Origin of the sequence: Treponema primitia ZAS-2, assembly GCF_000214375.1 — a bacterium.
Taxonomy (GTDB): Bacteria; Spirochaetota; Spirochaetia; order Treponematales; family Breznakiellaceae; genus Termitinema; species Termitinema primitia.
The window spans coordinates 1659546-1684756 of record NC_015578.1 but is presented as its reverse complement, the minus strand read 5'-3'; the positions used below and the strand labels follow the sequence as shown (position 1 = coordinate 1684756).

Here is a 25211-nt window from a genome sequence, read left to right as displayed (position 1 = left end):
CATGAAGACCCCCGGCGCCAGATACCTGCTTTTCTTTTCCATTATTTTAATTCTGGGTTCCGGTACTCCCCTCTTTTCACAGGTCGATACGGAGGAACTGTCCACCAGCCAGGAGCCGATAAACTTCATCAACTACGAAGGGCCCCAAGACCGGATAGAAACCCGGGCCCAGATACGGAATATCGGGTTTACCGCAGGCCAGGCCATACGGGCCGGGGATTCCACCACTGGCACTTCTGCCCGGTATTTTGTGATCCACTCGGTGAGCGATCCCGAGGGGGACAAACTTGATGCGGATATCCTGGGGCTGGGCCCTGATGCAGGGGTGGACCATATCCGCAATCTCCGGCTGATCATCCAGGGCTACCTTGAAGGGGCCTACGATTACAGCGAGCGGGACGCCGCCCTTTTGGCCCAATATATCACTATCTACAATGCGGTGTTCCGGGGAAACTGGGACTTTTTTACCCGCCGGTATAAGACTCCGGTGATTGGGAACCTGACCCGGGAAAAGGCGGGGCTTTCCACACGATATGACGAATGGCCCGGCCGTTCCCTGATTGTGATTCCCCTGCAAACCGCCATGCCCGGATCCCTCAGCGCCATAGATACCTCCACCCTCACAGAGAATGATGTGATAGGCGAACTGCGCCAGGACGATGACAAGGGCATACCCCAGCGCCAGGGCATGGTTGACATCAAGGAACGGGAGGCGGAACAGGCGGAACAAGCCGCCGCTGCCAAGCGGGAAGCCATCGCCAATGATGAAAAAGTGGTAGCCGAGGATAGGCAGCAGAATCAGCAGGAACGCCAGCAGATAGCCGAAGACCGGCAGCAATTAAAAGAAGATCAGGAAGCGGGGAAGATTAGCCCCGAAGAAGCGGAGGCCGCAGAGAAGGAACTGGACACCCGGGAGGCTGAGGCGGACCAGAAGGATGAAGAGATCGCCCAGAAGGAAGAGGAACTGGATGAGCAGCGCCAGGAAGCTGAAAAAACCGAAGAGTTCGCCGAACAGAAGGCTGCCGAAGCCCAGCAGGAACGGCAGGACATAGCCCAGGATCAGCAGGGGCTCATCAATCAGCAAGCAGCCCAGGCGCCCCAGGGTGTTCTGGGGATAAAACTGGAAAGCCCCAACTCTGCCCTTGGAAGAATAGTAAAACTACAGATCGATTCCGGAACGACATTGCAAAGCTCGGCGCTGAACAGCATAAACGCCCGGACCTTCACCCTCATGGAGGGAAAGATACTGGCCGTGGCCGGGGAGGACCGGGGCAATGGCGCCATACGGCTGGTGGAGATCAGCCCCGCTACCCTGGAAATGATTAAACAGGGGGAAGACGATATCCACCCCCAGAGCCTCCTCTGGATAAACGGGCAGGATATCTACGCCATCAGCTCCGCGCCCGGTGGCCTCTACTTAGGCAGGTACAATACGGAGCTGGCCCGACAGGCCCGGTCAACAGTAACGGTGCATCCCTTTGCCACCGTAACCTTCCAGGATGATCTTATTATTACCCAGAACACCGAAGGTCAGGCGGTGCTTCTCAATGCAAAGGACCTGACCGAAAGGAAGTAGGTGTTACTTCGTAACACTTCCGATTGACTGGCGGCTACGCCGCCCTTTTTAGAGGAGTAGGTGTTACTTCGTAACACTTCCGATTGACTGGCGGCTGCGCCGCCCTTTTTAGAGGAGTAGGTGTTACTTCGTAACACTTCCGATTGACTGGCGGCTGCGCCGCCCTTTTTAGAGGAGTAGAGCAATATGCAGAATGTAACCCCGGGGGTTTCAAAATTTATGAACCCCGTGACGGTGATCCTCGTTGTGGTGGGGATTGTGGTGGTGAGCCTTTTGGGCACCAGTGTTTATATCGTGGACCAGACCGAAGAGGCTGTGGTTACCCGGTTCGGGAAGTTCAACGCCATCTACGGGCCGGGGCTTCATTTTAAATTGCCCTTCGGCATAGACCATCAGTACCTGGTTAACGTTACTACTGTACAAACCGAACAGTTTGGTTTCAGGACCCTGAGGAGCGGGGTGAGTTCCACTTACTCAAACCTCACCAACGAATCTACCATGCTCACCGGGGACCTCAATATCATTGAAGTGGAGTGGATCATCCAGTACCGAATCACCGACCCCATGGCCTGGGTGTTCAATGTAATGGAACGCACCGAAACTATCCGGGATGTGTCCCGGTCGGCGATCAATATGCTGGTGGGGGATCGGCCAATTATGGACATCATGGGAAGCCAGCGCAGTACCATTGAAAACGAAGGTGCAGCTTTTATGAACGAGACCTTCCGGGGTTACGGCCTGGGAATCGACGTGATCGCCGTAAAACTCCAGAATATCGATCCCCCCGCAGGGGTTCAGGAGGCCTTTGACGACGTGAACAAAGCCGAACAGGACCAGAACCGGCTGATCAACGAGGGCCAGCAGGCTTACAACGCCGAAATACCCCGGGCCAAGGGCGAGGCGGACCGGCTCATCCAGATTGCCCAAGGTTATGAGGCGGAACGGATCAACAAAGCGAACGGCGATGTAGCCCGGTTTAACTCGGTATACGAAGAATACCGCAAGGCGCCGGATGTTACCCGGCAGCGGCTCTACTATGAAATGATGGAAGAAGTATTCAAGGATGATACCGAAACGGTGATCATCGACCGGAATTTTAACAACTTCCTCCCCCTGCGGGATCTTAATGCTTCCCGTTCTTCAGGAGGGGCAAGGTAATGAAAAAATCAATGGTGGTACTAATAATCATTGCAGTGGTGGTGATAGGAATACTCATGGCAGGCCCCATCTACGTGGTAGATGAGGGGGAACAGGCGGTGGTGGTCCAGATGGGAAGGCTGGTGAACGTGATCACCGATGCAGGGCTCCACATAAAGACACCCTTTATTGATCAGGTGGTACGCTACCCCAAACGAATCATGGCTTGGGACGGAGAACAGAAGAACATGCCCACCCGGGAAAAACAGTATATCTGGGTGGATGTCACCGCCCGGTGGAGAATTGCGGACCCACAGAAATTCTACGAATCCATTAAAAGCATCAACCTGGCCTATTCAAAACTGGCGGAGGTTATTGATTCGGAAGTACGGACCGTGGTTGCGGAAAATTACCTCCGGGAAACGGTGCGGAATTCCAACATCATCCTGGAACAGGCGGACAATGCGGACAGCCTGGGCATTGGGGACAACACCCAGATCGATCTGCCCATACTGATCCAGTCCGCAGGGTCCAGGGAACCCATACAGCGGGGGCGCCGGGCCCTGGCGGAAGAAATCCTGGAACGGTCCCGGAAGATGGTTCCCGAATACGGCATTGAACTTATCGATGTGGTAATCCGGCAGATCCGGTATTCCGATGAGCTGACCCAGAGTGTCTACGCCCGGATGATCAAGGAACGAAACCAGATAGCCCAGGCCTTCCGGTCCGACGGTGAAGGGAAAAAGGCCGAATGGATGGGACGCATGGAAAATGAACGGATGTCCATTCTGTCCGGAGCCTATGCAACCGCAGAAACCATCCGGGGTACTGCGGACGCGGAAGCCGCGAGTATCTATGCGGAAGCCTATTCCCGGGACCGGAACTTCTTCGACTTCTGGCGAGCCGTGGAATCCTACCGGAGTACCCTCCCAAAATTTGACAAGACCCTTTCCACGGATATGGAATATTTCAGATACCTTTATTCACCCCAGGGACGCTAACAGAATAGAAAATGTTTAAGGAGGATTCTATGACCAGGAGAAAAACTATTCCAAATGCAGTGTTCCCCTTGACACTGTTGCTGCTCCTTTCCGCGTATCAGGGGGCCTTCGCGGACAGCCTCAATTACGATGAGTACCTTAACCGGGGCATCATTTTTGCGGACCGGAAGGAATATGACCGGGCCATTGGGTATTACAATCAGGCAATACGGCTCAACCCCTATTATGCGGAGGCTTACAATAACCGGGGGGTAGTTTATGTGATCAAGGGCGAATACACCTGGGCCATGGCGGACTATACCGAGGCTATCAGGCTCAAACAGAACTACACCTTTGCCTATAACAACCGGGGGCTGCTCTTCACCGAAATCGGGGACTATGAGCGGGCTCGGAATGATTTTACCATGGCCATCACCATGGACCCCAACTACGCCAAGGCCTACCGCAACCGGGGGGAAATCCACCTGCGCAAGGGAGAGTACGATCAGGCGATCCTGGACTTTAACCAGGCTGTGCGCCTCTCACCGGGTTATGCCAAGGCCTTCGGCAGCCGGGGCGATGCCTACGCCAACAAGGGCGAGTACGATAAGGCAGTGGCGGATTACAACCAGGCCATACGGATCAACCCTAACTATGTGGAAGCCCTGATCAACCGGGGCAATATTTACTACGATGTAGGCTACCCTGATCGGGCAAAGGTCGATTACGACCGGGTCATCTCCATCAACCTGAATGCCGGCCCGGACCTTCCCAGGGCCTACAGTAACCGGGGTGTAGCCTATAACAACAGAGGCGATTACGGCAAGGCCATAGCGGATTATAACGAAGCCATCAAGCTCAACCCCAATCTGGCCCTGGCCTATAGGCACCGGGGGGCGGTCTACGCTAATATCGGGGAATACCGGCTGGCCATAGATGACTTTAACCGGGCCATCGAAATCAACCCCAATTATGCCACCGCCTACATAAGCCGGGGCAAGGCCCTTTCCTACCTGGGGGAATATGCCCAGGCGCAGATTGATTACCACCAGGCGGTACGGATCAACACAAAGTACGGAGAAATATACGATAAAAGGTGAGTTGCATAGTTTTCAAATATGGTTTATAGTATGATTTCAAGGAGATTTATATGAAACGTTTTGCCCTAGCATTTGTTTTGTTTATCGCCTTTAATGCGGTTTATGCCCAAAACCTGGACAAAACTGCGTATAAAGAGATCAGCATCCCGGACTATCAGAAGGCCGGTGAAGTTACAGAAAAAGAAAATACCGAACGGTTTAAGCTGGATTTGATATTTGTCCTTCAGGCAGCGAACAGCGTCGCTTTTAAGGACGCCGAAGGGGCGCTTCAGCGTTTTACCAGCAATGCTAAACTGAATCTGACCAGGGATCAGGCGGCAACCGTTTACATCCGTTCGACCCATGCCCTTGAAGGCGGCTGGACTGACGAAACTATAGATTTAGCGGAGCCCAAGAGTTAAGTTTCTCCTTTTAGCCAGCGGTTAATAATATACCGGGCAACCGATCCATGGCCAGGCAGGGTGGGTATGCTCTCCTTGCTGAACCATTGGGCATCAATGATTTCTGTCCCATCGGGTTTCAGCTCCCCTCCTGTATAATGGGCGGTAAATCCCAGCATCAGTGAATTGGGGAAAGGCCAGGGCTGGGAGGCTGCATAGCGTATCCGGTCCACCTCAATATTCACCTCTTCCTTTACTTCCCGTTTTATCGTTGTTTCCAGATTTTCCCCAGCCTCTACGAAGCCCGCGATAAGGCTGTATACCCCGTTGTTAAAATTGGCGTTATGGGCCAGAAGGGCCTCGTCTTTATCGTTGGTAATAAGCACAATAACCGCCGGGGATATGCGGGGGAATTCCACCCTGCCGCAGACCGGACAGTTCCGGGCCGTCCCCTCAGACGAATCGCTGTTCAGACTGCCGCAACTGCCGCAATAGGCTGAATCCCGGCGCCACTGCATGAGGTGGTAAGAGCGGAACAAGAGCCCTCCAGCACTATCCCCGGTTACCAGCCCATGGATCGCCTCCGCAAGGACCTGCCGAATGGAAAGACTCCTCCAACCTGGGGGGAGATCACCCATTTCCAGCATTAAACCGGTGACTGTAGCAGTTCCATCTACGGTCTTAATTTCATAGTAATTTCTTGGGTTTGTTAGACCCGATCCGCCAAAGGCATCAAAAACCAGATCCCGGGACAGGGGGTTAATGGCCGCCGAGATATCGATATTGTCAGGAAAAATCAGATTTGATCCCTGGAACACAAAGGCCCCCAGGGATCCGGTAGTCGCTGTCATAAAACCCCCTATTTTTTTCATGGTACCTGAAAAAGGGCTTTTATACAACTTGCGTAGGGAGACCATCCGATTTATAGTTATAGCCGGAGGTACCTATGAGTATAATCAGCTACCTGGAAACATTACCCCTCAATGAAATAACCAAATATACAGGGGGCGCCCCCAAGGATAGTGTACCCTTTACGGGATATCCCCGGCAGCATCCATCGGAGAAGAACAAATTCATCCTCCTCTACGATCCATTAGGGGATAACCCGAAGATCATTGAATTCAAACTGGAGGACATTCTCTATATGGAGAATATACACTCGGCGGTTACCGAATCTGGTGAAGGGGTACCCTTGGCAAAATTGTGGATCAGAAAAGGCGCCCACGGGGTGATCCTGGAGCCCTTTGAAGTGGACGATCCCCTCCACTTTGCCAATAAGACGAAGGATCTCAAGGAACGTTTCTTCGAGGCCCAGCCTCGTTGAGGAAAACCCTTTTCTTTTCCCTAAAAACCGACAGCGGGGATAGGGTCCTGGAATGCCGGCTCTGTCCCCGGCATTGCGTCCTCTCTCCGGGTTCCTTCGGCCAATGCAGGGTCAGGCAAAACATCAACGGCCAGGGCGACCTCCCCTATTACGGTTTCATCACTGCCATGGCTGAGGACCCGATTGAGAAAAAACCCCTCTACCATTTCAGGCCCGGCTCTTCTATCCTGTCCCTGGGCTTTGCAGGCTGCAACCTCCGCTGTCCATTCTGCCAGAACTGGCACATTTCCCAGGGTACGGATGCCCCGGGCCGCCGCCTTTCCCCTACAGAAATACTGTCCCGGGCCCGGAAGGGGGGCTTTACCCAGATAGCATACACCTATTCCGAGCCTCTTATACACATTGAATTCCTCCTGGACTGCATGACCCTCTGCCGGGAAGAAGGTATCGCCAATATCCTGGTCAGTAACGGCTGTATCAATACCGAAGCGGCCGCAGAAATACTGCCCCTCACGGATGCCGCCAACATAGACCTGAAATGTTTTTCCGAAGAAACCTACGCAAAGGTACTAGGTGGAAAACTTAGGACGGTCCTGGAATTTATAAAAACCGCTTACAGCTCAGGCATCCACCTGGAGGTGACAACCCTTATCATCCCGGGCCTGAATGACGGCGCCGAAGAAACCCGGCTCTGCGCGGAATTCCTCTCCGGCTTTTCCCGTGAAATACCCTGGCACCTTTCTGCCTACCACCCTGACTATCAATGGAACGCTCCTCCCACTAACCCTGTCTCCCTGGCAGAAATTGCCCATATGGGCCGGGAATATCTTTCCTTTGTGTATACCGGCAATATATGGGGTGAACACAACGATACTGTCTGCCAACACTGCGGCGCAGTACTGATAAATCGTCAAGGCTACAGGGTAGACAGTGGAGGGCTGGTATTGAGGGATGTCGAAAGCGGAAAGCAGTACTACTGCGCTCAATGCGGTAAAGCCGCACCGGTACGGTACTGAACACTGCCGGCAGCCATAAAAAACAGTCCCCCGAGAACCTGCCTTCGCGCAAGCTGGTTATCAGGGGACCCAGGATCAATACGTTTTAAAATGTTATTTGTTCAAAAGTTGCCATATTAACATTTATTGATGTCGAAGAAGATATTACTCCTGTCTTCCTATAATAACTCATTGAGCCGCCGGAACCCAGCATAGCATATAGGTCACAAGTATTTATACCGGTCCAATCGGCATACAGGTTGTTAATTGTTGCCGTATAAGGCGCAGATCCTCCTGATATTGAAAAATTGTCTCCGCTTCCATCAAATCCCACAACCAAATTTATTTGCGATATAGCTTGCTCGGGTGTGGTTCCGCCACGAAACACGCCAATCATAAACCCGCTCTGCCCGACTGTTTTTTGCGCTTCTGTTATGCCTGTTATAACAAATGTTTTTGGGCTGACAGTAAAATTTGTAAACGAACTATACGGGATGATATTAGTTTCATTTATCTGCAATGGTACCATAGACCTATATTTGTAGACTGAAAGCGACTCAGCAAGAAACCTTATATCATAATACCCGGGGGAGCCAAAATAATATACCCTTGCACCGACTCCACCGTACATCCAGCATTCATAGGAATCACCGTCTATAATATCACCCCAGCCAGCCGGATCTGTATCTCTGGCGGCGATTACATGTCCTATGTCAGTTGGTATAAGTGAACCTGGCTCACTTATACCAACTCGAATTTTGGCCGAAGGATTATATTGTGATATTAATGAAATTACATTTGAAGGAATTCCGGTAACCTTTATACGGAATGGCCCGCCGGCTTGTTTAGTGTATGTGCCGTTTATGGCAGGGTTGCCGCTTGATACTGTCAAGGTATTGCCGGAGAGCGTAGCAGTTCCCCCCAGCCCTGACCCTGTTCCTACTGCTGTCCATGTGGCAGTATTTCCGTTAACAACATATTGGGGAGTAGTACCATTAATAATACCCTCCACATAGATACTTCCATCAGACCAATTTTCACCAATTTTTACGGCCCAATTTGTATCACTAAAGCTTATAGTCTTATTTCCACTGGTATATAACCCCGTAAATGGGCTGATGACTTGTTCGAACTGGTTAGTTACCGCTTTGTCGGAAAACGCCGCAAGCGCATTGGGAGGTGAAGTCGCCGTGTCTTTAATTGCGCTTCCGTTATATGCGAGGGTAATCGCCTCGCCATTGACTACCAGGCGGCTCAGGGTAAGCGCCCAGATTGTACCGCTGCCCGAAGCGCGGTTGATGGTTATATTTGCGGGACTACCGGTAACGGTAAAGCCCGCCGCTGAAACCCCGATAACCGGTTCGCTAAAGGTAAGAATAAGTATATTTGGCGCATCGTACGCGATAACTGCGGTAGCCAACAGAGGCTCGGTATGGTCGTATGGGCTGCCTACTATTGCCGCGTTGTTGGTTACCGGATTGCCGGTAAACCCTGCAAGCGCGTTTCCCACCGCATCTACAACAGTGGCTCCGCTATAGGCTAGGGTAATCTTCTCGCCATTGACTGCCAGGCGGCTCAGGGTAAGCGTCCAGTTTGCGCCGCTGCCCGAAGCACCGCTGACGGTTATATTTTTTGGGCTGCCGGTAACGGTCCAGTCCGCCGCTGAAACCCCGGTAACCGCTTCGCTAAAGCTTACTTTTAATACATTTTTTTCGATATCTTCAATAACAGCGCCTGTTACCACTGGGGCGATGATGTCAGGGAGGTATGCCCATGGTGTATCGTTTGAACCGTCATCACCGCATCCCGACAAAACCAAACCGGATGCCAGTAACACTGCCAACATTCCCCTTACAATCAACTTATTATTCTTCATGTGAACAACTCCTTTGCGGTTTTTATGTCCCAGCAACTGCAACCCACTTGGGAGTTGCCCTTGCCGGAAGCATGGGAATAGCATAGTCAATACGGAAAATTTGTGCAATCCTCTCAAAATATTTTTACTTTTTTAGTAACAAAAAATTATGTGCCATTGTCTATCACCTCAAAGCGGCGCGTCAGGGTATTTCCCGCCCCGTCCACCAGGGTAAGGGTATGAAAGCCCGGGGCGGGGCGGGCCTCCATTTCGTGGAAAACCCTGGTGCTGCCCAGGTACTCGCCGTCCAGGTGCCAGTGGATGAGGGCGGAATCCTCACGGTGGGCGGCGCTGAAAACCACCCGGCCTTCCCTGCCGTCCAACTCCCGGGGCACAAAGATACGGGAGAAGGGTTCGGGGTTAAACAGGGCTAGGGGCAGTTGGCCAGCATCGTTTTCAGGAGGGGGCAGGGGCTTGTAATCCGCCCGCCAGCGCCGGTAGTACCATTCCTCCGCAGGGGGAAGGACAAAGCGCTTTTTCAGGACCACCGGCCGGCCGTCATTTCCGGCGGGCCGTATCTGGCGATCCTCCGCCTCATTTAAGGCAACGGTACGACAATATTCGCAGGCCCGGTGAGGCGGCGCGTTCCGGGGCAGTAATACTGTTTTGACAGGGCCGCAGTCGGGGCCCACAGGATAGCCCGACCATGCGCAGACTTCCTGGGACTTCAAATCATCCGCCGGCTGGGGAAACCAGAGCCAGTCCTCGCCGGAAGGTACAGAATCAACCAACCCAAGAACTTGCTTCGCAAGGGAGGCAGAGCGGCTGGGGTATGGTTGTTCTTTAGAGGTATTGGACTCGGGTACATACCCTCGCCACGAATCGAGGGCAGAGAAAAGTTCAAAGAGTACCGGCGCGGAAGTAACGGCGCTCCGCAGTTCTGCCCGGCCTTCCCCTGAGGCGTTCCCTATCCACACCGCCACGGTCCATTGAGGGGTTACACCGATGGCCCAGGCGTCCCGAAACCCAAAGCTGGTCCCGGTCTTCCAGGCTATACGCCGGCTCCCGGCATACTCCTGCCAATGGGCTTCCTCGCCAGGACGCACAACAAAGGTGAGGGCATCCAGGGTGAGCCAAGCCGCGCCCGGGGACAGGGGCCGCTGGGCCGCAGCCACAGGAGCGCGAGTTTCCGGGAACAGGGCCTGTTGAGCCGAGGCCACGGGGCGGCGGATTTTTGCGGCGGTTTCCCAGGCAAAGACCCGGGGCGGAAAAAAGACTGGCCCTTCGGCTGCTACTTGCAACGAAGTTCCCCGCGCACCGGTGTCCGTCTGGGCGTACACAGATCGGGCCAGGCCGCCGTAAAGAGCGGCCATTTCCCAAAGTGTCACTTCCGCGCCGCCAAGGATAAGCGGTAGGCCGTATTCTTCAGCAGGACGAAACAGAGTAGAAACACCAATACTGCGGAGCAGTCGGGCAAAGCGGTCCACCCCGAAGATCCGGAGAGAACGCACCGCAGGAACATTGAGGGACCGGGCCAGGGCTTCATCCGCCGGAACCGCCCCCAGATAGGTCCTGGTGATGTTCTCCGGGCTGTAGCTTCCCACCCGGGTAGGAATATCGCTGATGAGCCCTTTGGGAAGCAGGTCCCCGGAATCCAGCATTGCCGCATAGAGGAAGGGCTTGAGCAGGCTCCCGGAACTGCGCTTTGCGGGAATAATGTCCACATCACGGGCAAGCGGTGAATCCACGTTCCCCACATAAGCCGCCACAGCTCCGCTGCGGGTGTCCATGACAAGGCAGGCGCCGTTCATGATCCCATTCACCGCAAAACGATCCGCCGCCCGGTTCATTATACCCAGGGCCCGCTCCTGAATGGTCCGGTCCAGGGTGGTTTGTATTCTGGGGGAATGCATGGCATTAGCGCCGCTTGCAAAATTCGCTACCCCTCCGGCTTCCACAACTGCCCGGTTAAGGAGATGCGGAGCAAGCTGGGGCAGGGGCAATGGTTCCTCGGGCAAGTTTTCAGCTTTAGCAAGAATTAGTGTTTCTGCGTCAAAGAACCTCTTGGTGTAGAGCCGTCCCAACAAAGCATCCCGTTTTTTCCGCAGCCCATCCCGGTTGCGGCCTGGATGGATAAGCGCAGGGTTATTAGGAAGCACCGCCAGGGTTGCGGCCTCCGCCCAGGAAAGCTCCGCCCCTTCCCTGCCAAACCAGCGCCAGGAAGCGGCCTCAAAGCCCACCACATTGGCACCGAAAGGGGCATTGGCGGCATAGAGTTTTAGTATATCATCCTTTGATAGACTTATTTCCAGCCGCAGGGCCAGTACTGCTTCCACCGCTTTTTCAAAAACCGTCCGCCCCTTTGATTTCCGCATGAGCCGCAGGGTCTGCATGGTGATGGTGGAGCCCCCGGAAACCACCCGCCCTTCGCGGATGTTCTGAACCAGGGCCCGGCCTATGGCCAGGGGATCAATGCCTGGGTGCCATTTGAAGCGGTGATCCTCTGCTTCAATAAGGGCGGCAATAAATTTTTCGTTCAATCCCATCCCTGAAGCATCAGGGAACCGCCACTGTCCATCCAGGGCCACCCGGGCGCCCAGGAGTTTTCCTTCACGGTCGTAGAGGACCGGTGAATAATACGCTTCAAAGAGCGAGTCCGGCAGTGAAAGTGCAAACATGAGTAGCAGGACCGTAAGTCCGGACCAAAACAAGAGGCGGCGCATGGGTGAAACTATTTCCTCACCCCGGGTATCAATGCCCTGATTGACTCATCGTACATAGCATAGGCATGAATCGCCGGACGGAAGTAGGTTCCCCCATACGTTTTGTTCACCCGAAAAATCACGGTCTGTTCTGCGCCACGGGCCAGATCAAAGTAGGTCATCACCCTATCGTCCCGGATGTCCTGATATTTATATGTTGAAGCCGGAGAGTTATCCCCTGGGGCGCCGGCAAGACGGTAGTTGATAAGCTCCCAGGACGCGGGGATGGGGTGTACTAAAGCTATTTCCGGTACATCCTGGGCGTAAGAATTTCTAACCCGGAGGCGAACTTCCATATCATCTCCGGGTTTCAGGGTATCCGGATCAATAGCCTGGCCCTGCATATTCCGGTACTCCACGGTCATAGAAAGCCCCTCGGACAGGGCAGACTCCAGGCCTTCTTCGGGTAAACCGGTAACAGTTATCCGCGCATACAGCGGAGAGGCAGAACGGTTCTGTACCCTATAGGTCCCGGAAGTCCCGGCCATGTTTCCCAGATCGAGCCGGATAACAGGTGTAGTAAAACTAACGGAACGGTTTTGATCGGACAGGCTAATATCCGCAGTAATACTGCTTTTTACATTGTCGGCTTCTCCCATGTAGGGGGCCATGGCGATCAGGGCATAGGCGGTTTCCTGGGTAGAAAGCCAGTGTTCGCCTGACATGGCCCCGGCCAGTTCTTCAAAGAGGGGCCGGGTACGGGCGCTTTCCCCCAGGAGGATCAGGGTTTCCAGGATCATGGCTTTATCCCGCAGTTCTGAACCGAAGGTTCCGCTCAGTTCCCGGTATTCAGGTGCCACCGGATCAAGCTGCCTGATCATGGAACGGGCTATGTCCCGCTGCCCTGCGTACCAGTAGGCTGTGGCCAGCCGCCATGCCGCCTGAGGGTTCAGGTCCCGCCGTTCCCGAAGCCGGTTCATGGAACCTAGGTCCGCCTCGGAAGCCAGGGCCAGGGTATAGAGCCGGTAGGCCTGTGACAAAGGGTTACCGTCATTGGCGGCCCACAATGCGGCCCGGTCTTTCTGAAAGTGGAAGAATTGGTTCAGCATATCATCACTCACCCTATAACCCGCCCGCTTAGCCTCTATGAGGAAATGCCCGGCCCAGGTACTGCCCCAATCATGGGCTGACTCTTCACCGGGCCAGTAGGAAAAGCCGCCTCCCGGAACCTGGAAGCCCCGCAGCTTTTCTATCCCCGCAGTGATATTTGTACGTATATCTGCGGTTTGTTTTTCATCCAGGGTAAGAATTCTGTCCAGGTAGAGCTGGGGAAAAACAGCGCTGACGGTTTGTTCTATACAGCCGTGGGGATAGGCTATAAGATACTGGAGCCGGGATTCCAGGTTTATGGGCGGAAACCGGGAAAATTCCGCCATCCCGGTATTAGTGCCTGTCCTGCCGGGGAATTCCAAGGCGCCCTGCCATATTTCACCCGGTGGGATAAGACTCAAAGCAGATTTGGTAACCGGAATGACGGTAGATCGTATCCACAGGTCTGTTATATGGCTGGCGGTCCTGAGACCCGGTGATTCAGCAGTAATACTGATACGGACTTGTCCGCTCAGGTCCGGAGAGCGCAGCTTGAAATGGATCAACTTCTCTCCGGGTATATCAAAGAACACCGATTGTGTTCCCCCATCGCTCAGCTCTGCGCCGGGTGCGGCGAGCTTTATCGTTACAGTCCTCGCCCCAGGGGCGTAGGAATTCACCGATACAGGGATCTCCGCCTCATCCCCCGGGGAAAGCAGCCGGGGAATGGTACCAAAGACCATCAGATCCGAAGCGACCTTCACGGATTTTTCTGCGACGCCGTAGGCCCGGGCAGATTTATTGGGCTGCCGGGATTCAGGAGACTCTTTTGAGGAAGAGGCTGCCATCACCATGATACGCAGGGCCCCGGTATAAGGGGGAAGCTCAAAGGTTTCGGGCCGCTGTTCCCCGGCCTTCAACTCATAGGGGCCAAAGAAACGAACCACCGGCTTAAAGCGCTGGGTTTCCTTGCTGCCCTCAAGTACTTCGTCATCCCCACCCCCTATGGCCAAAAGGGTTTCAAGCTGCCCCGAGTAGGCCCCCAGGACATCCGAAAAAAGGTCCCAGGATTTGAGGAAGGAGGCTTCCTTAGCATAAAAAGTGTTCCGGGGATTGGGCAGGGTATACCGGGTAAGCCCCAAAAGCCCCTGGTCAACCACCGCCACGGTATATACCATGGGCCGGCCCGAAGCTTCGGAGACCGTGAAAGAAACAGCGGATTCAGGCAGCCAAGTCTCAGGAGCCTCTATCCGGGGTGTAATCCTGGTGCGGGGATCATCCACGCTTACCGGGATTATGCCATAGAGCCGCAGGGGGAGATCGTTTTGGGTTTGGAGATGGGGCTGTAGTAATATTACGTGCACATAGATATTGGGAACCATGGAAGGGTCAGCGGAAAATTCATACTCTGTAAGAAAATCAGAACAGGTGATCCATTCGCTCCTGAGTATTTTCCCGCCCTTCTCCACCACCGCCAATGCAGCAGCTTCCTTGTTGGAAGGGAAGCTGACGGAAATTTTTTCGCCCGGGCTGTAGGCGGATTTTCCGGCGCTAAGGGTCAGCATTGCTGCGGCCCCCTGTCCGCCTTCCTGATCCCGGCTTGGCGATCCGGGCCAGTCTATGTATACGATTGAAGAGGCGGAATGTCCGCCCTGGGTATCCTGGACTACCACCAGGTAGCGGCCCCAGTCAGGACTCTTTACCCGAAAATTCCAGGCAGCTTTGCCTCCGGAGCTGATGATGGTTCCCTGGGCAACCGGGGTGCGGGAAAGGTCGGAAGAAAATTCAGCCCGTTCACCATCTCCCTGTTCCCACCACCAACGCCAATTAAGTTTATAAATAGAACAGTCCAGGCTTACTGCGTCTTTTACCGGTCTGCCATCCCCATCCAGTACCACGATATCCGCCTGGTGTTCGGTATCGGTTGAAAGCATAGCCCCATTTCCCCGGGGAAGCTTGAGTCCCACATAACGTTTGTAAGGAGAGACGTCCCTGCTTATCTGTTCCGATGAAAAAACCCCTGAGGGTTCAAAAACCCGGGTTAAAAAACGGGCCGACAATTTTCCCGGAATGGCCGGTCCTGGTTTCAACTCCATGTCAAAGGACGCCCTCCCGGCATTGTCCAGGGTACCTTCAAAAACAGTCTGCCGCTCCACAGAAACACTACGCGAAGGATCTCTGAATGAATACTCAGTGTAAGTATTGAAGCTGGTTTCCCTGTCTGTAAAAGAAACCGAGATATCTGCCTTAAGCCCCGGAGCCGGGGCGCCGTAAAGCCAGGCCGCCTCCAGGGTAATGTTGTTTTTTAACCCGTCAATATAGTCTTTGGGACCAAAATCCAAATCCACCTTAAGCCGATTGGGCATCACCGTTTCCACCTTGATATTCCGGGTAAAAACAGCGCCCCCGACCCGCACCCGGGCAATCCAGTCTCCGGTAAGTGCATCCGCGGCGGTAGAGGCAGCAATGGGATAGAAGCCGTCCACAGAAGAGCTATAGGTCTGTTGAAAGCTTAAGCGACCACGGGGATCTTCAAGCTCAAAGGACACAGGATGATCCGCAGGTAGTGTTGCGGCGGGGTCCGAGAGGAGGAAGGTGAGAAAGATATCGTCCCCGGGCCTCCACACTCCACGCTCACCATAGATGAGCCCCCGCAAGCCCTCCACCGGAGCATCCCCGGCAACGTCGAAGTGGCTTGTTGCCAGGGCCAGAGAATCGTTGAGCTTGAGGAAAGCCCGGGCCGGGCCGTTTTTGGCAACGAGAAAATAGGGAGTTCCGCCGGATGCCGACTGAGCGGGTCCTGCGCCCGGCTGGGCAATAAAACTGTCCATGGACACAAGACCGTCGGAGCCGGTCTTAAACCGGGCCAGGAGGCGTCCTTGAAAATTGAGGGCCTCAATATCCGTGTTTGCCATGGGGTGGGCAGTTTTAAGGTTGTTTGCAGCTATAAGGTATGTCCCGTCCAGGCCTTTTTTTGCCAGCAGCCCCAGATCCGAAACAAGCACATTGCGGCCTACAATAATATTGTGATCGTAGTAGGAAAGGTAATAGGCCGGATGACAGGGGTCCTTGCGCTGCTGAGACCAGTCATACCAGGAATAACCTGAATTATTTATAAAATCCCAGTAATTTTCGCCGCCGTTGGCATAGGCCGGGAAGGACTCGTCCGGGAAGGGGAGATTGGAAAAATCCCCGTGGGTTTCAGGGCATTCGTACTTGATGTGCCGTTTCCGGAAACTGAGCCGTATGCGGAACATTCCGTCGGGGTATTTCCGGGAAAGCTCCGAAAGGTCCAGGCCATGACGGACCCAGCGGTTCTGATCCGAATCCTTCCAGGGCAAATCAACGGATGTGGCCCACTGGCTCTCCCCCACCCGGTAGAGTTCCTGTTCGCCCTCAATTTCATTTACCTGGAAGAACTGAATCATATTGTCAGCAGGGATCAGGAAGGCCTCCACCATGAGGCCCGAAAGGTTCCGGGTTTCAATGACTATGGAAGTTCCCTGGCTTGAGGGAAGTATGTTCCCGGTGCCGGCGAACCGGAGCTCAGGCAATTCCCAGGTGCTGGGCACGGTGTAGCGCACCGGCTCTGCCAGGGGAAGGCCGTTGATATCCTCCAGGTCCTGGACAAGAAGTTCCATCCCCGGGGTAACGGTTCCCTCCCGGGGGCCAAAGATCCGTATCACATTGCCTTCCAGAGAATAGCGGACATTGGTATCCCCCGACAGGGACACAAAGCCCCGTAAGTCCTGGTACTGCTTTACCGGAGAAGAAAAAACCAGTTCCAGCACACCCTTGTCATGGCGCAGTTCCATTACCTTAAAAAGGTTCCTTGCAGGAACAGTAATGGCAGCGGAGCCTTTTTCCCGGGCACCTATGGGACTACCGGTCCAGCTTACCGTTACTGTGCGATCCGCATCAAGGCGCCTGACAGGCATAAAAGAAAAACGGTGGGTTTCGTTTTCGTGGGACCATGAAGGCAGCCCCAAATCAGCGGAGCTCAGGATTTTTTCTATTTGGGAAGTATCACTTGGCTCAGAAACAAACAGCTTTCCTGTGACCCGGGCATCCCCTGCAGAATCGATAAACAGCGGATCAAGCACAAGTTCTATCGTGGGAACCTGGGTTTCAAAGCTAAAGCCAAAGGGCTTCATCCCCAGGGCTTTCCCGTCCACCGTAACCTGGTAATGGGTCCCGGGCTTCAGGGGCGCCTCAGGGGTAAAAGTGAGGGTGGAGCCGTTTTTCCAGGACAGGGTTCCCCGCGCCTGGGGTTTCAGACGGAAGTTTTCCGGGGAAAAGGCCGTCGAGCTGTCCTGTTCTTTAGTGAACACCACTTCGATGGGATCGGTACTGCGTATGATGCCCCCGGTATGGGCGGCGACGAGGGCCGGGTCCGGCGCGGGGGCGGGCTTCTCTGAACAGGATAGGAGGATACCGGTTAAAAGTGCTGTCAGTGGAAATATGAGCATAAGAAACGATGATTTTTTCATGGACCCTCCGGAAGGACCTTTATATCATAACCGGATTTTGTGGTTTCGGGCAAATTTCCACCTTCACTGCGAAAACAGCAGCAATGCCGCGACTGCCGCAAAGACCAGGACCGCCAGGGCATAGGCCCAGCCGGGCAGGGCGCCAGCGGAGAATTTTTGGGGCAGGGTTTTACCGGGATGATTTTTTGGGGCGCCCTGGGCCGGGGCGGTATAACCGCAGACCGGACAGCCCCCGGCAAAAAGGGCCTCCTCACCCACAAAACCGCAGGCGGGGCAGAGTATGCTGGCAAAAGAGCGGCCGCATTTCGGGCAATTTTTGGAATCCCGTTTGACCTCGGCGCCGCAATTTTCACAAAAGAAATGAGCGGCCATGGGGGACCGCTAGGAGTTTACTGCCTGGGCGCCACAACCAGCCGCCTGGGCACAGGCCGCGCAAGCGGCTGGCTCAGCAGCTTTGGTCTCCTTGGGGCGGGAGGATTTGCCGCTGCCCTTTTGGGAATTGTCGGTAACATAAAAACCCGAACCCTTAAAGATAATACCGGTTCCGCCGTTGATCACCCGGCGTATTTCCTTTCCACAGAGGGGGCATTCCTTAAGAGCTTCATCTTTCATGCTCTGAACGGCTTCAAATGAGTGGCCGCAGCTTTTGCATTCATATTCATAAGTAGGCATGGGTGATTCCTTTTGTTTTATCTTGAGTATACTGAAAATCCGCTAAAAAGTAAAGCTACCCTTTCAGCGTTCATGGCACCGGTTCGTAACCAGAGATCCGTACCCTCCTGGCTGGGAGGATTAGCCAGTAAAGGCTTGAGGATTTCCAGGAACCCCTCCTCCATGTTGAGATTGGGGGTTTCGGTAAAGACACGGACATAGGACAGAAGGGTCGCCAGGGCCTTGGCCTGGGATTCGGATTGGGTTTCCACCCGGATGGCAATCCGGTATAGGGGCCCTGGGCCAGAGGAAGGGGCATCATCATCATCCGCAGTTTGGGACTCCGAGACCGCAAAGAAGACCTGCTGGGTGGGAATCTGCATGGGTAATCCGGTGGTGGAAAGGAAACGGTTAATCTGGGAACCCGCATCCTCCAGCCATCCCAGCAGCACCGCCTCAAAGCGAAGATCCGCCAATTTATCCGGCACTGCTATGGGAGGGGTGTCAGGGAAGGGATTCTTGTCCGACACATAGGCGTCACCCTTTTTAAGGGCCACCGAAAGGCCGTCCTTGTCGGAATGCCAGTAGGTTTTGCCCCGGGCGCCGGTTTTCTTCCAACGGGAACTGAAAGACAAGCCTGCCCCGCCGGGGAGATTGCCCTTCAGCCTCCAGGCATGGGCTATAATACGCTGGGGAGCGCCGGCAGGAAACATGGCTCCGGAGATATAGTTTACTTTTTTCAGAATACTTTGGGCCTGCTTTCCATTAAGGCCCCCCAGAGAAATATGGTTCATGATGGGCCTGGCCTTGTTTACATCTATCAAAAAGTAAACCAGCCCTCCGGTAGGCAGGGAAGCAAAATCCGTGTCGGACTGGCCCAGGCTCTGCCCGGGGCCTTGCCCTTTGGGGGAAGAGGCACAGGAAGCGACGACCAAGAGTACAAAAAAAGAGGACAGCGAAATTATACAAAAACGACGAATTTTCATAATTATACCTTCCTCAAACTTACCAGCCACTGTTCATCCCCGGCGTCTACCGGGGTCTGGCCTTCTGCCTGGCCCCAGTCCACGGATTTCGCCAGGGTTTCGGCAGCCACATAACCCGCAAAGGACTCCCAGGCAGCCTTGAGCCGGTCGGATCCAAAAAGGGTGATCCCGATACGGTCCGTTACCTCAAGCCCCGTATCTTTTCTGAGGTTCTGCACACCCCGGACCAGGTCCCGCACATCCCCTTCCCGGGAAAGCTCTTCGCTCACCACCGTATCCAGCCCCACGGTCAGGGTCCCCTCGTTCAGCACCCGGAGATTGGCTTTTTCGATACGCCGTATGTCGAGCTTTTCAGCGGTAATCTCCACGGTTAAGGATGTACCCGAAGAGACCGCCACGTCAATGGAAAGAGTGGCCCCTTCCAGGAGGCCTTGGATCTCCGCCTGGCTGAGGGCTTCAATACGGGAGGCGGCGGCCTTCATGTCCTTCCCCAGCTCTTTGCCCAGGACCCGGAAATTGGCCTTGGCCTGGTACTCCACCAGGTCTTCCTCGTTGTTCCGGAAGATCACGGACTTTACGTTCAGCTCCTCCCGGATGATCTCCTCCATTTCCAGGAGCACCTTCTTTTCATCCGGGTTCCGGGTGACCAGTTCCACAGTCCGCAGGGGCTGGCGCACCTTGATGTTGTACTGGGAGCGGAGGGACCGGCCCATGGAAACCGCGTGCTGTACCGCCGCCATCCGGAACTCCAGATCCCGGTCCCGCCGGCTTTCCCGGGCCAGGGGGTAGTCCGCCAGGTGAACTGACTCGCTCTCCCCCTCCCGGCGGAGGTTTTGCCAGATAGCGTCGGTGGTAAAGGGCATGAAGGGCGCAGCAACAGTAATCAGGGTTTTCAGCACATCGTAAAGGGCGCTGTAGGCTTCAGCTTTGTCAGAATCGTTCTCGCTGCGCCAGAAGCGGCGGCGGGAGCGGCGTATGTACCAGTTGTTGAGGAGGTCGATAAATTCCAGGATCGGGTCCACCGCCCGGGAAAGATCGTAGGCGTCCAGGGCGGCCCCCACTTTTTCGGTCAGGGACTCGGCCGCAGAAAGGATCCACTTGTCCAGGGGGTTGGAGGGATTCTCGGGAGCCCCGGCGGGATCCGCCTTGTCAATATTAGCGTAGGTAACATAAAAACTGTAGGCGTTCCAGAGGGGGATGAGTATGCTCTTCATCACATCCCGGACCCCTTCATCGCTGTACCGGAGATCGTCGGCCTTCACCACCGCCGAGTGGATCAGGAAAAGCCTGAGGGCGTCGGCACCAAAACTGTTCACCACCTCCATGGGGTCGGTGTAATTTTTCAGGCTCTTGCTCATTTTCTTGCCGTCCGAAGCCAGCACCAATCCTGAGACTATGCAATTATTGAAGGCGGGCTTTTTGAAAAGCGCCGCCGCAAGGATGGTGAGGGTATAAAACCAGCCCCGGGTCTGGTCCAGGCCTTCGTTGATAAAGTCCGCCGGAAAATGGCTGTCAAAAAATTCTTTGTTCTCAAAAGGATAGTGATTCTGCCCATAGGGCATGGCCCCGGATTCAAACCAGCAGTCCAACACTTCGGGGATCCGGGTCATGGTGCCCCCACAATCCTTGCTCCCGCCCGGCGCGGCCTTGCAGGGAATAGAAATCTTGTCAACAAAGTGCTTATGTAAATCTGTGGCTTCCACCCCGGAAAGTTCCTTGAGTTCCGCCCTACTCCCCACGCAGATAGTCTTGCCGCAGTCAGGGCACTTCCAGATGGGCAGGGGGTTCCCCCAATAGCGATTCCGGCTGATAGCCCAGTCCCGGGCGCCTTCCAGCCACTTCCCGAAACGGCCGGCCTTGATGTGCTCGGGCACCCAGTAAATCTGATTGTTGGCGTCCAGCATATCCTGCTTGATCTTTTCTACATTGACAAACCAGGAGCCCACGGCGCGATAGATCAGGGGGTGGCCGCAGCGCCAGCAGTGGGGGTAGGCGTGGAGTATCTGCTCCCGCTTTACCAGTTTCCCCTCGGCCTTGAGCCTATCCATGATGGGCTTGTCCGCATCCTTCACAAAGATTCCCTGATAGTCGCTCACCTCCGCAGTAAACCTGCACTCCGCGTCGATGGGGCAGATAACCGGGACCCCGGTGCCCTTGAGCACCCGGGCGTCGTCTTCGCCGAAACCAGGGGCGGTGTGGACTATGCCGGTACCATCACTGGTGGACACAAAGTCCCCGGGATAGGTCCGGAAGGCGTTCTGCTCCGCAGCTTCCTTAAAGTAAGGGAACAAGGGTTCGTATTTGATGCCGATAAGGTCCGCGCCTTTCTGCTTCCAAATAATCGTGTATTCATCCGGGCTTTTGTAGTAGGCCGACAAGCGAGCCTCCGCCAGGATGTAGCGCTGGGGGTGGGCGGGAAGCACATCACCGGCGTCCTGGACCAGCACATAGTCGATGTCCGGCCCCAGGGTCAGGGCCAGGTTTGAAGGCAGGGTCCAGGGGGTGGTGGTCCAGGCCAGAAGATAGGTGGCGCCATCAGCCAGGCCGTTCAGGCCTGTCTGGGCCGAGGCGGGACTCGCCGGAGTGATACCGGTCACCTTAAAGCGCACCGTGATGGCCGGATCGTGGACGTCCTTGTAGCCCCCCAGGTTGAGTTCGTGGTTGGAAAGTACCGTGGAACAGCGGGGGCAATAGGGCAGGATATAGTGGCCTTCGTAGAGGAGGCCCTTTTCCCAGAGAGACTTCATGACCCACCAGATGGTCTCCATATAGTCCGCGTCCATGGTCTTATAGTCGTGGTCAAAGTCCACCCAGCGGCCTAGGCGGGTGATCACATTCCGCCATTCATCCACATAGCGCAGCACCGAAGCTCGGCAGGCTTCGTTAAATTCCGCCACCCCGAACTTTTCGATATCAGTCTTGGAATTGAGGCCCAGCTCTTTTTCGATGAGGTTTTCTACCGGCAGCCCGTGGCAGTCCCAGCCGAAGCGGCGCTCTACCTTTTTGCCCTTCATGGCCTGGTAGCGGGGGATAATGTCTTTGATGGTACTGGGTACAAAGTGGCCGAAATGGGGCATCCCCGTGGCAAAGGGGGGGCCATCGTAGAAGACGTACTCTGTTGCCCCGTCCCGCTGGGAAACGGATTTCTTGAAAATGTCGTTTTTCTCCCAAAAAGAGAGGATTTCTTCTTCCAGTTTGGGAAAACTTACCTTAGGATCAACCGCTTGATACACCGCACCCCTCCGATGGCTTAGTATGCCATAAAAGGGGATTCTTTTTCCAGTACCGGCTTACCAGATACGGCCCTGGACGCCAACCAGCCTCCGTTCCGTTTAGTAGATCATCCCCAAAGGTTGGTCACCATGGACGCCAACCAATTGCAGCCTTTTCGGGTCCACCATAAGGTCCATGTTTTCTAGGGGGATAGCGCCCAGGAGCACCTCCGATGCGCCGGGGAGTACCCAGGGATCACAGGTCATGTAGCGATCCTTCCAGTATACCCTTACGGTCTCGGCTATTTTGCAGACCACATTTTCCCCATTTGCCAGAGTAGATTCGTGCAGGTGTTCCGTCCGCAGACCCAGTTCTTTCTGCACTGCTTCGCTGATTACCAGGGTCCCCGCGCCGGTATCAACCACACACCGGACCGTCATTTGCCGGATTTCCGTTTCCTTGATAAGCCCATCTCCACATCTCGTTATATCACCCAGATTTTTCAGGGTGATTAGTTCATACACAGTTCCCACCATTTTGCCTCGCTCCATTAAAATTATTATACCATACCGGAGAACCCCAGGCCAACGGCCGGACTTCCCCCTGCACCCGCGATGCGGCAAAATGCATTAGTCTTGGAAAAGAGTATCAGGCACCGTTTTTGCCTCCTTCTTCTGCGGCTCCTATACGCTTACCCTTTACGGGGTGGACGCCCAATCTCATGAAAGCCCGATGGCACAAATAACAGTTGAAGCGGATGCCAGCGCGCCCAGGCGGACGGTGCGGCATATACGGTTAGTGTAATTTTATCACCGCCTTTTCCCTGGGGATTGGGGCGGAGGCGGCGGAACAGGTAGACTTCATTGCCCTGGAAGGCGCCTTGCCGGGGAGCGGCTTGCGGCTGCGGAGGCGATCAGAGTAGAGCAGCTTGCCGCAGCGGAAGCGATCACCCCAGAGCAAGCTGCCGCATCAACACTGATTGCCGACAAGCCCGAACCGCCGGCTCCGAACCCGGAGGCCGGGGCAACGGAAGCCCCCACTCCGGCTGCTTCCCCGGAAGAAAACCAGTTCCCGGCCTTCTATGTAGTCAAGCGCCGGGACACCCTGGCCAACATTGCCCGCCTACCCTTTGTCTACGCCGAAGGCGCCCAATGGCCGGTTCTCTATGAAGCCAATAAAAGTACCCTTCCGGAACCGGATAACCCCAATCTCATTGTACCCGGCTTAGTGCTGCGGATTCCGCCCATCAGGGGAGAAACAAGGGAAGGAACCCGCTAGGAAAAGCATGTCGCCAGCCTTCAGGGATTGGCATTTTTACTGATCCTTGATTAGATCCAGGTATTTTTTATACGCAGTTTTACTTTCATTGTCTATTGCTATCACCACTATCGCCTTCTTCTTTCCCATCCCTTTTACTTTGGTCATATACTAAAAAGATGTCGTGACCTCATACCCTATATTCTTCAGTTCCCGCCGTATGTCCCCCACCGGATCATCGGCCATGGATATCCACTTAACATTCGGGATTGATGCAAAAAAGGTGTACTGCCGTTTGGCATAATGGCGGCTGTTCCGGGCTACCAGGGTTTCCACCACCCCAAGGTCCTTTGAAAGCTGCCAAGTCCCGGGATCATCTTTCACAAAAAATTCCTGGTACCCTATGGCCTTCATGCCGGGATCACCCGGGCCGTAGCCTGCCTCATGGAGGCGCCGAACTTCTTCCGGCAGGCCGTGCTGAAACATGAGGGCACAGCGCTCATTTATACGGCGGTAGACCTCAGCCCGGGGGCGGTCCAGGCCCAGGATGAGGAAACGGTAGGAAGGCCGGGCCGGGGCTTCACTGGCGCCGGCAAATTCCGAAACAGCACCGGATTGGGCGTAGGAGCTTAAGGGGCGGCCGGTGGTACGGAACACTTCCAGGGCCCGCAGGAGCCGGTAATGGTCGTTGATGTGGATACGGGCAGCGCTGACCGGATCACAGGCGGCTAGATCTTCCATAAGCGAGGGGGCGCCCCGGGTCTCAAGTTCTTTTGCCAGGGTTTGCCGGATCAAAAGGTCCGAAGGGGGGGCCTCGCTTAAGCCCAGGACAAAGTTGCGGAGGTAGAACCCGGTCCCCCCGGAAACCACCGGAAGCTTGCCCCGGTGGGCGATGTCTTGGCAAGCGCAGTCCGCCAAACGGACAAATTCACCAACATTGAACTGTTCATTGGGGTTGAGTATATCAATTAAGTGATGGGGCAGCCGGGCAAGCAGATCCGGAGAAGGCTTGGCAGTACCGATGTCCATGCCCCGGTAAACCTGCATGGAGTCGGCGGAAACCACTTCCCCGGAAAACCGATCCCCGGTAAAGAGTTTTTCCAGGATTTCGGTTTTACCGGAGGCGGTAGGGCCAAAAAGAAGCAAAACCGGAATGGGGGTTAGGGTCACCTAAGGTTCTCCGGCAATGCCGATGAGAGGCTCTTATTCGGATTCCAGCCGGAAATCGATCTGCTTGGTGAAGACTTGACGGGCCGCCAGGGATACGACCTTGCCTTCATTATCCTCAATTTCCGGGTCCTTCAACATGGAAAGCTGGTAGGAACGCCGGGAGGCTGCGGAGGTGATCCCGTACATATTGCCATCGTATTCAATCAGTTCTTCTAGGGGAAATATCATGATATACTATCATAGTAACTTCTGAGCACTCTGTAAAGGGGGCTAATACAGGGCGAGGGCATATAAAAAAGGAAAATT

At 54.8% G+C, this 25211-nt stretch carries 19 protein-coding genes; 7 read left to right on the top strand and 12 right to left on the bottom strand.

The annotated features are described in order from the left end of the window. Position 1: 1 nt before the first annotated feature. From TREPR_RS07510 to TREPR_RS07490, 5 genes are all read left to right on the top strand, one after another. Positions 2 to 1576 (top strand): P83/100 family protein, encoded by a 1575-nt coding sequence (locus TREPR_RS07510; protein ID WP_015707696.1) that lies wholly within the window; start codon positions 2 to 4, stop codon positions 1574 to 1576. 186 nt (positions 1577 to 1762) lie between these two features. Further along, on the top strand, positions 1763 to 2734 hold the full coding sequence (hflK, locus tag TREPR_RS07505; RefSeq protein WP_015707695.1) for an FtsH protease activity modulator HflK: 972 nt from the start codon (positions 1763 to 1765) through the stop codon (positions 2732 to 2734). Then, positions 2734 to 3714 carry a protease modulator HflC gene (gene hflC, locus TREPR_RS07500; RefSeq protein WP_015707694.1) on the top strand — a complete coding sequence of 327 codons (981 nt, stop codon included), beginning with the start codon at positions 2734 to 2736 and terminating at the stop codon, positions 3712 to 3714. The genes hflK and hflC overlap by 1 nt, the downstream gene beginning before the upstream one ends. Before the next feature lie 29 nt (positions 3715 to 3743). Next, complete coding sequence (locus tag TREPR_RS07495; protein WP_015707693.1) at positions 3744 to 4793, top strand: tetratricopeptide repeat protein; 1050 nt, start codon at positions 3744 to 3746, stop codon at positions 4791 to 4793. Between the two features lie 50 nt (positions 4794 to 4843). After that, positions 4844 to 5194 carry a hypothetical protein gene (locus TREPR_RS07490; protein ID WP_015707692.1) on the top strand — a complete coding sequence of 117 codons (351 nt, stop codon included), beginning with the start codon at positions 4844 to 4846 and terminating at the stop codon, positions 5192 to 5194. Here the strand turns inward: TREPR_RS07490 and nudC are convergent. Then, on the bottom strand, positions 5191 to 6024 hold the full coding sequence (gene nudC / locus TREPR_RS07485) for an NAD(+) diphosphatase (protein ID WP_041611525.1): 834 nt from the start codon (positions 6022 to 6024) through the stop codon (positions 5191 to 5193). The two genes, TREPR_RS07490 and nudC, sit on opposite strands and share 4 nt — an antisense overlap. A gap of 95 nt (positions 6025 to 6119) precedes the next feature. On the opposite strand from nudC, the gene TREPR_RS07480 reads away from it, so the two are divergent. Together TREPR_RS07480 and amrS are read left to right on the top strand one after the other, a co-directional pair. Continuing rightward, positions 6120 to 6497: a hypothetical protein gene (locus tag TREPR_RS07480; RefSeq protein ID WP_015707690.1), complete on the top strand. Its 378-nt coding sequence runs from the start codon at positions 6120 to 6122 to the stop codon at positions 6495 to 6497. Continuing rightward, entirely contained in the window at positions 6494 to 7513 is a 1020-nt protein-coding gene (gene amrS / locus TREPR_RS07475) for an AmmeMemoRadiSam system radical SAM enzyme (protein ID WP_015707689.1), read from the top strand. Before TREPR_RS07480 ends, amrS begins: the two co-directional genes overlap by 4 nt. 85 nt (positions 7514 to 7598) lie before the next feature. Here the strand turns inward: amrS and TREPR_RS07470 are convergent, their stop codons facing one another. The 11 genes from TREPR_RS07470 to TREPR_RS07425 form a co-directional block, all read right to left on the bottom strand. Continuing rightward, a complete protein-coding gene (locus TREPR_RS07470) occupies positions 7599 to 9368 on the bottom strand; it encodes a SwmB domain-containing protein (RefSeq protein WP_015707688.1) in 1770 nt (589 codons plus the stop codon). A 146-nt stretch (positions 9369 to 9514) separates the two neighbouring features. Beyond that, entirely contained in the window at positions 9515 to 12025 is a 2511-nt protein-coding gene (locus TREPR_RS07465; protein ID WP_201765767.1) for a penicillin-binding protein 1C, read from the bottom strand. 53 nt (positions 12026 to 12078) lie between these two features. Further along, positions 12079 to 17628: an Ig-like domain-containing alpha-2-macroglobulin family protein gene (locus tag TREPR_RS07460; protein ID WP_015707686.1), complete on the bottom strand. Its 5550-nt coding sequence runs from the start codon at positions 17626 to 17628 to the stop codon at positions 12079 to 12081. 63 nt (positions 17629 to 17691) lie between these two features. Further along, positions 17692 to 18000: a zinc ribbon domain-containing protein gene (locus TREPR_RS07455; RefSeq protein WP_015707685.1), complete on the bottom strand. Its 309-nt coding sequence runs from the start codon at positions 17998 to 18000 to the stop codon at positions 17692 to 17694. 9 nt (positions 18001 to 18009) lie between these two features. Beyond that, positions 18010 to 18300, bottom strand: coding sequence for an FmdB family zinc ribbon protein (locus TREPR_RS07450; protein WP_015707684.1), 291 nt, complete (start codon positions 18298 to 18300; stop codon positions 18010 to 18012). Positions 18301 to 18317: 17 nt separating this feature from the next. Further along, complete coding sequence (locus TREPR_RS07445; protein WP_015707683.1) at positions 18318 to 19265, bottom strand: hypothetical protein; 948 nt, start codon at positions 19263 to 19265, stop codon at positions 18318 to 18320. A 2-nt stretch (positions 19266 to 19267) separates the two neighbouring features. Further along, positions 19268 to 22498, bottom strand: a complete 3231-nt coding sequence (ileS, locus tag TREPR_RS07440; RefSeq protein WP_015707682.1) for an isoleucine--tRNA ligase — start codon at positions 22496 to 22498, stop codon at positions 19268 to 19270. Positions 22499 to 22597: 99 nt separating this feature from the next. Continuing rightward, on the bottom strand, positions 22598 to 23014 hold the full coding sequence (locus tag TREPR_RS07435) for an aspartyl protease family protein (RefSeq protein WP_015707681.1): 417 nt from the start codon (positions 23012 to 23014) through the stop codon (positions 22598 to 22600). A gap of 324 nt (positions 23015 to 23338) precedes the next feature. After that, the gene (locus TREPR_RS18910; protein WP_245534804.1) at positions 23339 to 23518 is read right to left on the bottom strand and encodes a hypothetical protein; all 180 of its coding nucleotides are present in this window, start codon (positions 23516 to 23518) and stop codon (positions 23339 to 23341) included. 388 nt (positions 23519 to 23906) lie between these two features. Further along, positions 23907 to 24905, bottom strand: coding sequence for a tRNA (adenosine(37)-N6)-dimethylallyltransferase MiaA (gene miaA, locus TREPR_RS07430; RefSeq protein WP_015707680.1), 999 nt, complete (start codon positions 24903 to 24905; stop codon positions 23907 to 23909). A 33-nt stretch (positions 24906 to 24938) separates the two neighbouring features. Further along, a complete protein-coding gene (locus TREPR_RS07425; RefSeq protein ID WP_015707679.1) occupies positions 24939 to 25133 on the bottom strand; it encodes a DNA-directed RNA polymerase subunit omega in 195 nt (64 codons plus the stop codon). Positions 25134 to 25211: the final 78 nt, after the last annotated feature.

What these genes read in the sequence shown, in the direction of transcription:
- TREPR_RS07465 (WP_201765767.1), bottom strand. Translation starts at nt 12,025, where the DNA reads ATGTTTGCACTTTCACTGCCGGACTCGCTCTTTGAAGCGTATTATTCA.
- TREPR_RS07450 (WP_015707684.1), bottom strand. Translation starts at nt 18,300, where the DNA reads ATGCCTACTTATGAATATGAATGCAAAAGCTGCGGCCACTCATTTGAA.
- TREPR_RS07455 (WP_015707685.1), bottom strand. Translation starts at nt 18,000, where the DNA reads ATGGCCGCTCATTTCTTTTGTGAAAATTGCGGCGCCGAGGTCAAACGG.
- nudC (WP_041611525.1), bottom strand. Translation starts at nt 6,024, where the DNA reads ATGACAGCGACTACCGGATCCCTGGGGGCCTTTGTGTTCCAGGGATCA.
- TREPR_RS07460 (WP_015707686.1), bottom strand. Translation starts at nt 17,628, where the DNA reads ATGAAAAAATCATCGTTTCTTATGCTCATATTTCCACTGACAGCACTT.
- TREPR_RS07470 (WP_015707688.1), bottom strand. Translation starts at nt 9,368, where the DNA reads ATGAAGAATAATAAGTTGATTGTAAGGGGAATGTTGGCAGTGTTACTG.
- TREPR_RS07480 (WP_015707690.1), top strand. Translation starts at nt 6,120, where the DNA reads ATGAGTATAATCAGCTACCTGGAAACATTACCCCTCAATGAAATAACC.
- TREPR_RS07495 (WP_015707693.1), top strand. Translation starts at nt 3,744, where the DNA reads ATGACCAGGAGAAAAACTATTCCAAATGCAGTGTTCCCCTTGACACTG.
- TREPR_RS07490 (WP_015707692.1), top strand. Translation starts at nt 4,844, where the DNA reads ATGAAACGTTTTGCCCTAGCATTTGTTTTGTTTATCGCCTTTAATGCG.
- hflK (WP_015707695.1), top strand. Translation starts at nt 1,763, where the DNA reads ATGCAGAATGTAACCCCGGGGGTTTCAAAATTTATGAACCCCGTGACG.
- TREPR_RS07445 (WP_015707683.1), bottom strand. Translation starts at nt 19,265, where the DNA reads ATGAAAATTCGTCGTTTTTGTATAATTTCGCTGTCCTCTTTTTTTGTA.
- TREPR_RS07510 (WP_015707696.1), top strand. Translation starts at nt 2, where the DNA reads ATGAAGACCCCCGGCGCCAGATACCTGCTTTTCTTTTCCATTATTTTA.
- TREPR_RS07425 (WP_015707679.1), bottom strand. Translation starts at nt 25,133, where the DNA reads ATGATATTTCCCCTAGAAGAACTGATTGAATACGATGGCAATATGTAC.
- TREPR_RS07435 (WP_015707681.1), bottom strand. Translation starts at nt 23,014, where the DNA reads ATGGTGGGAACTGTGTATGAACTAATCACCCTGAAAAATCTGGGTGAT.
- hflC (WP_015707694.1), top strand. Translation starts at nt 2,734, where the DNA reads ATGAAAAAATCAATGGTGGTACTAATAATCATTGCAGTGGTGGTGATA.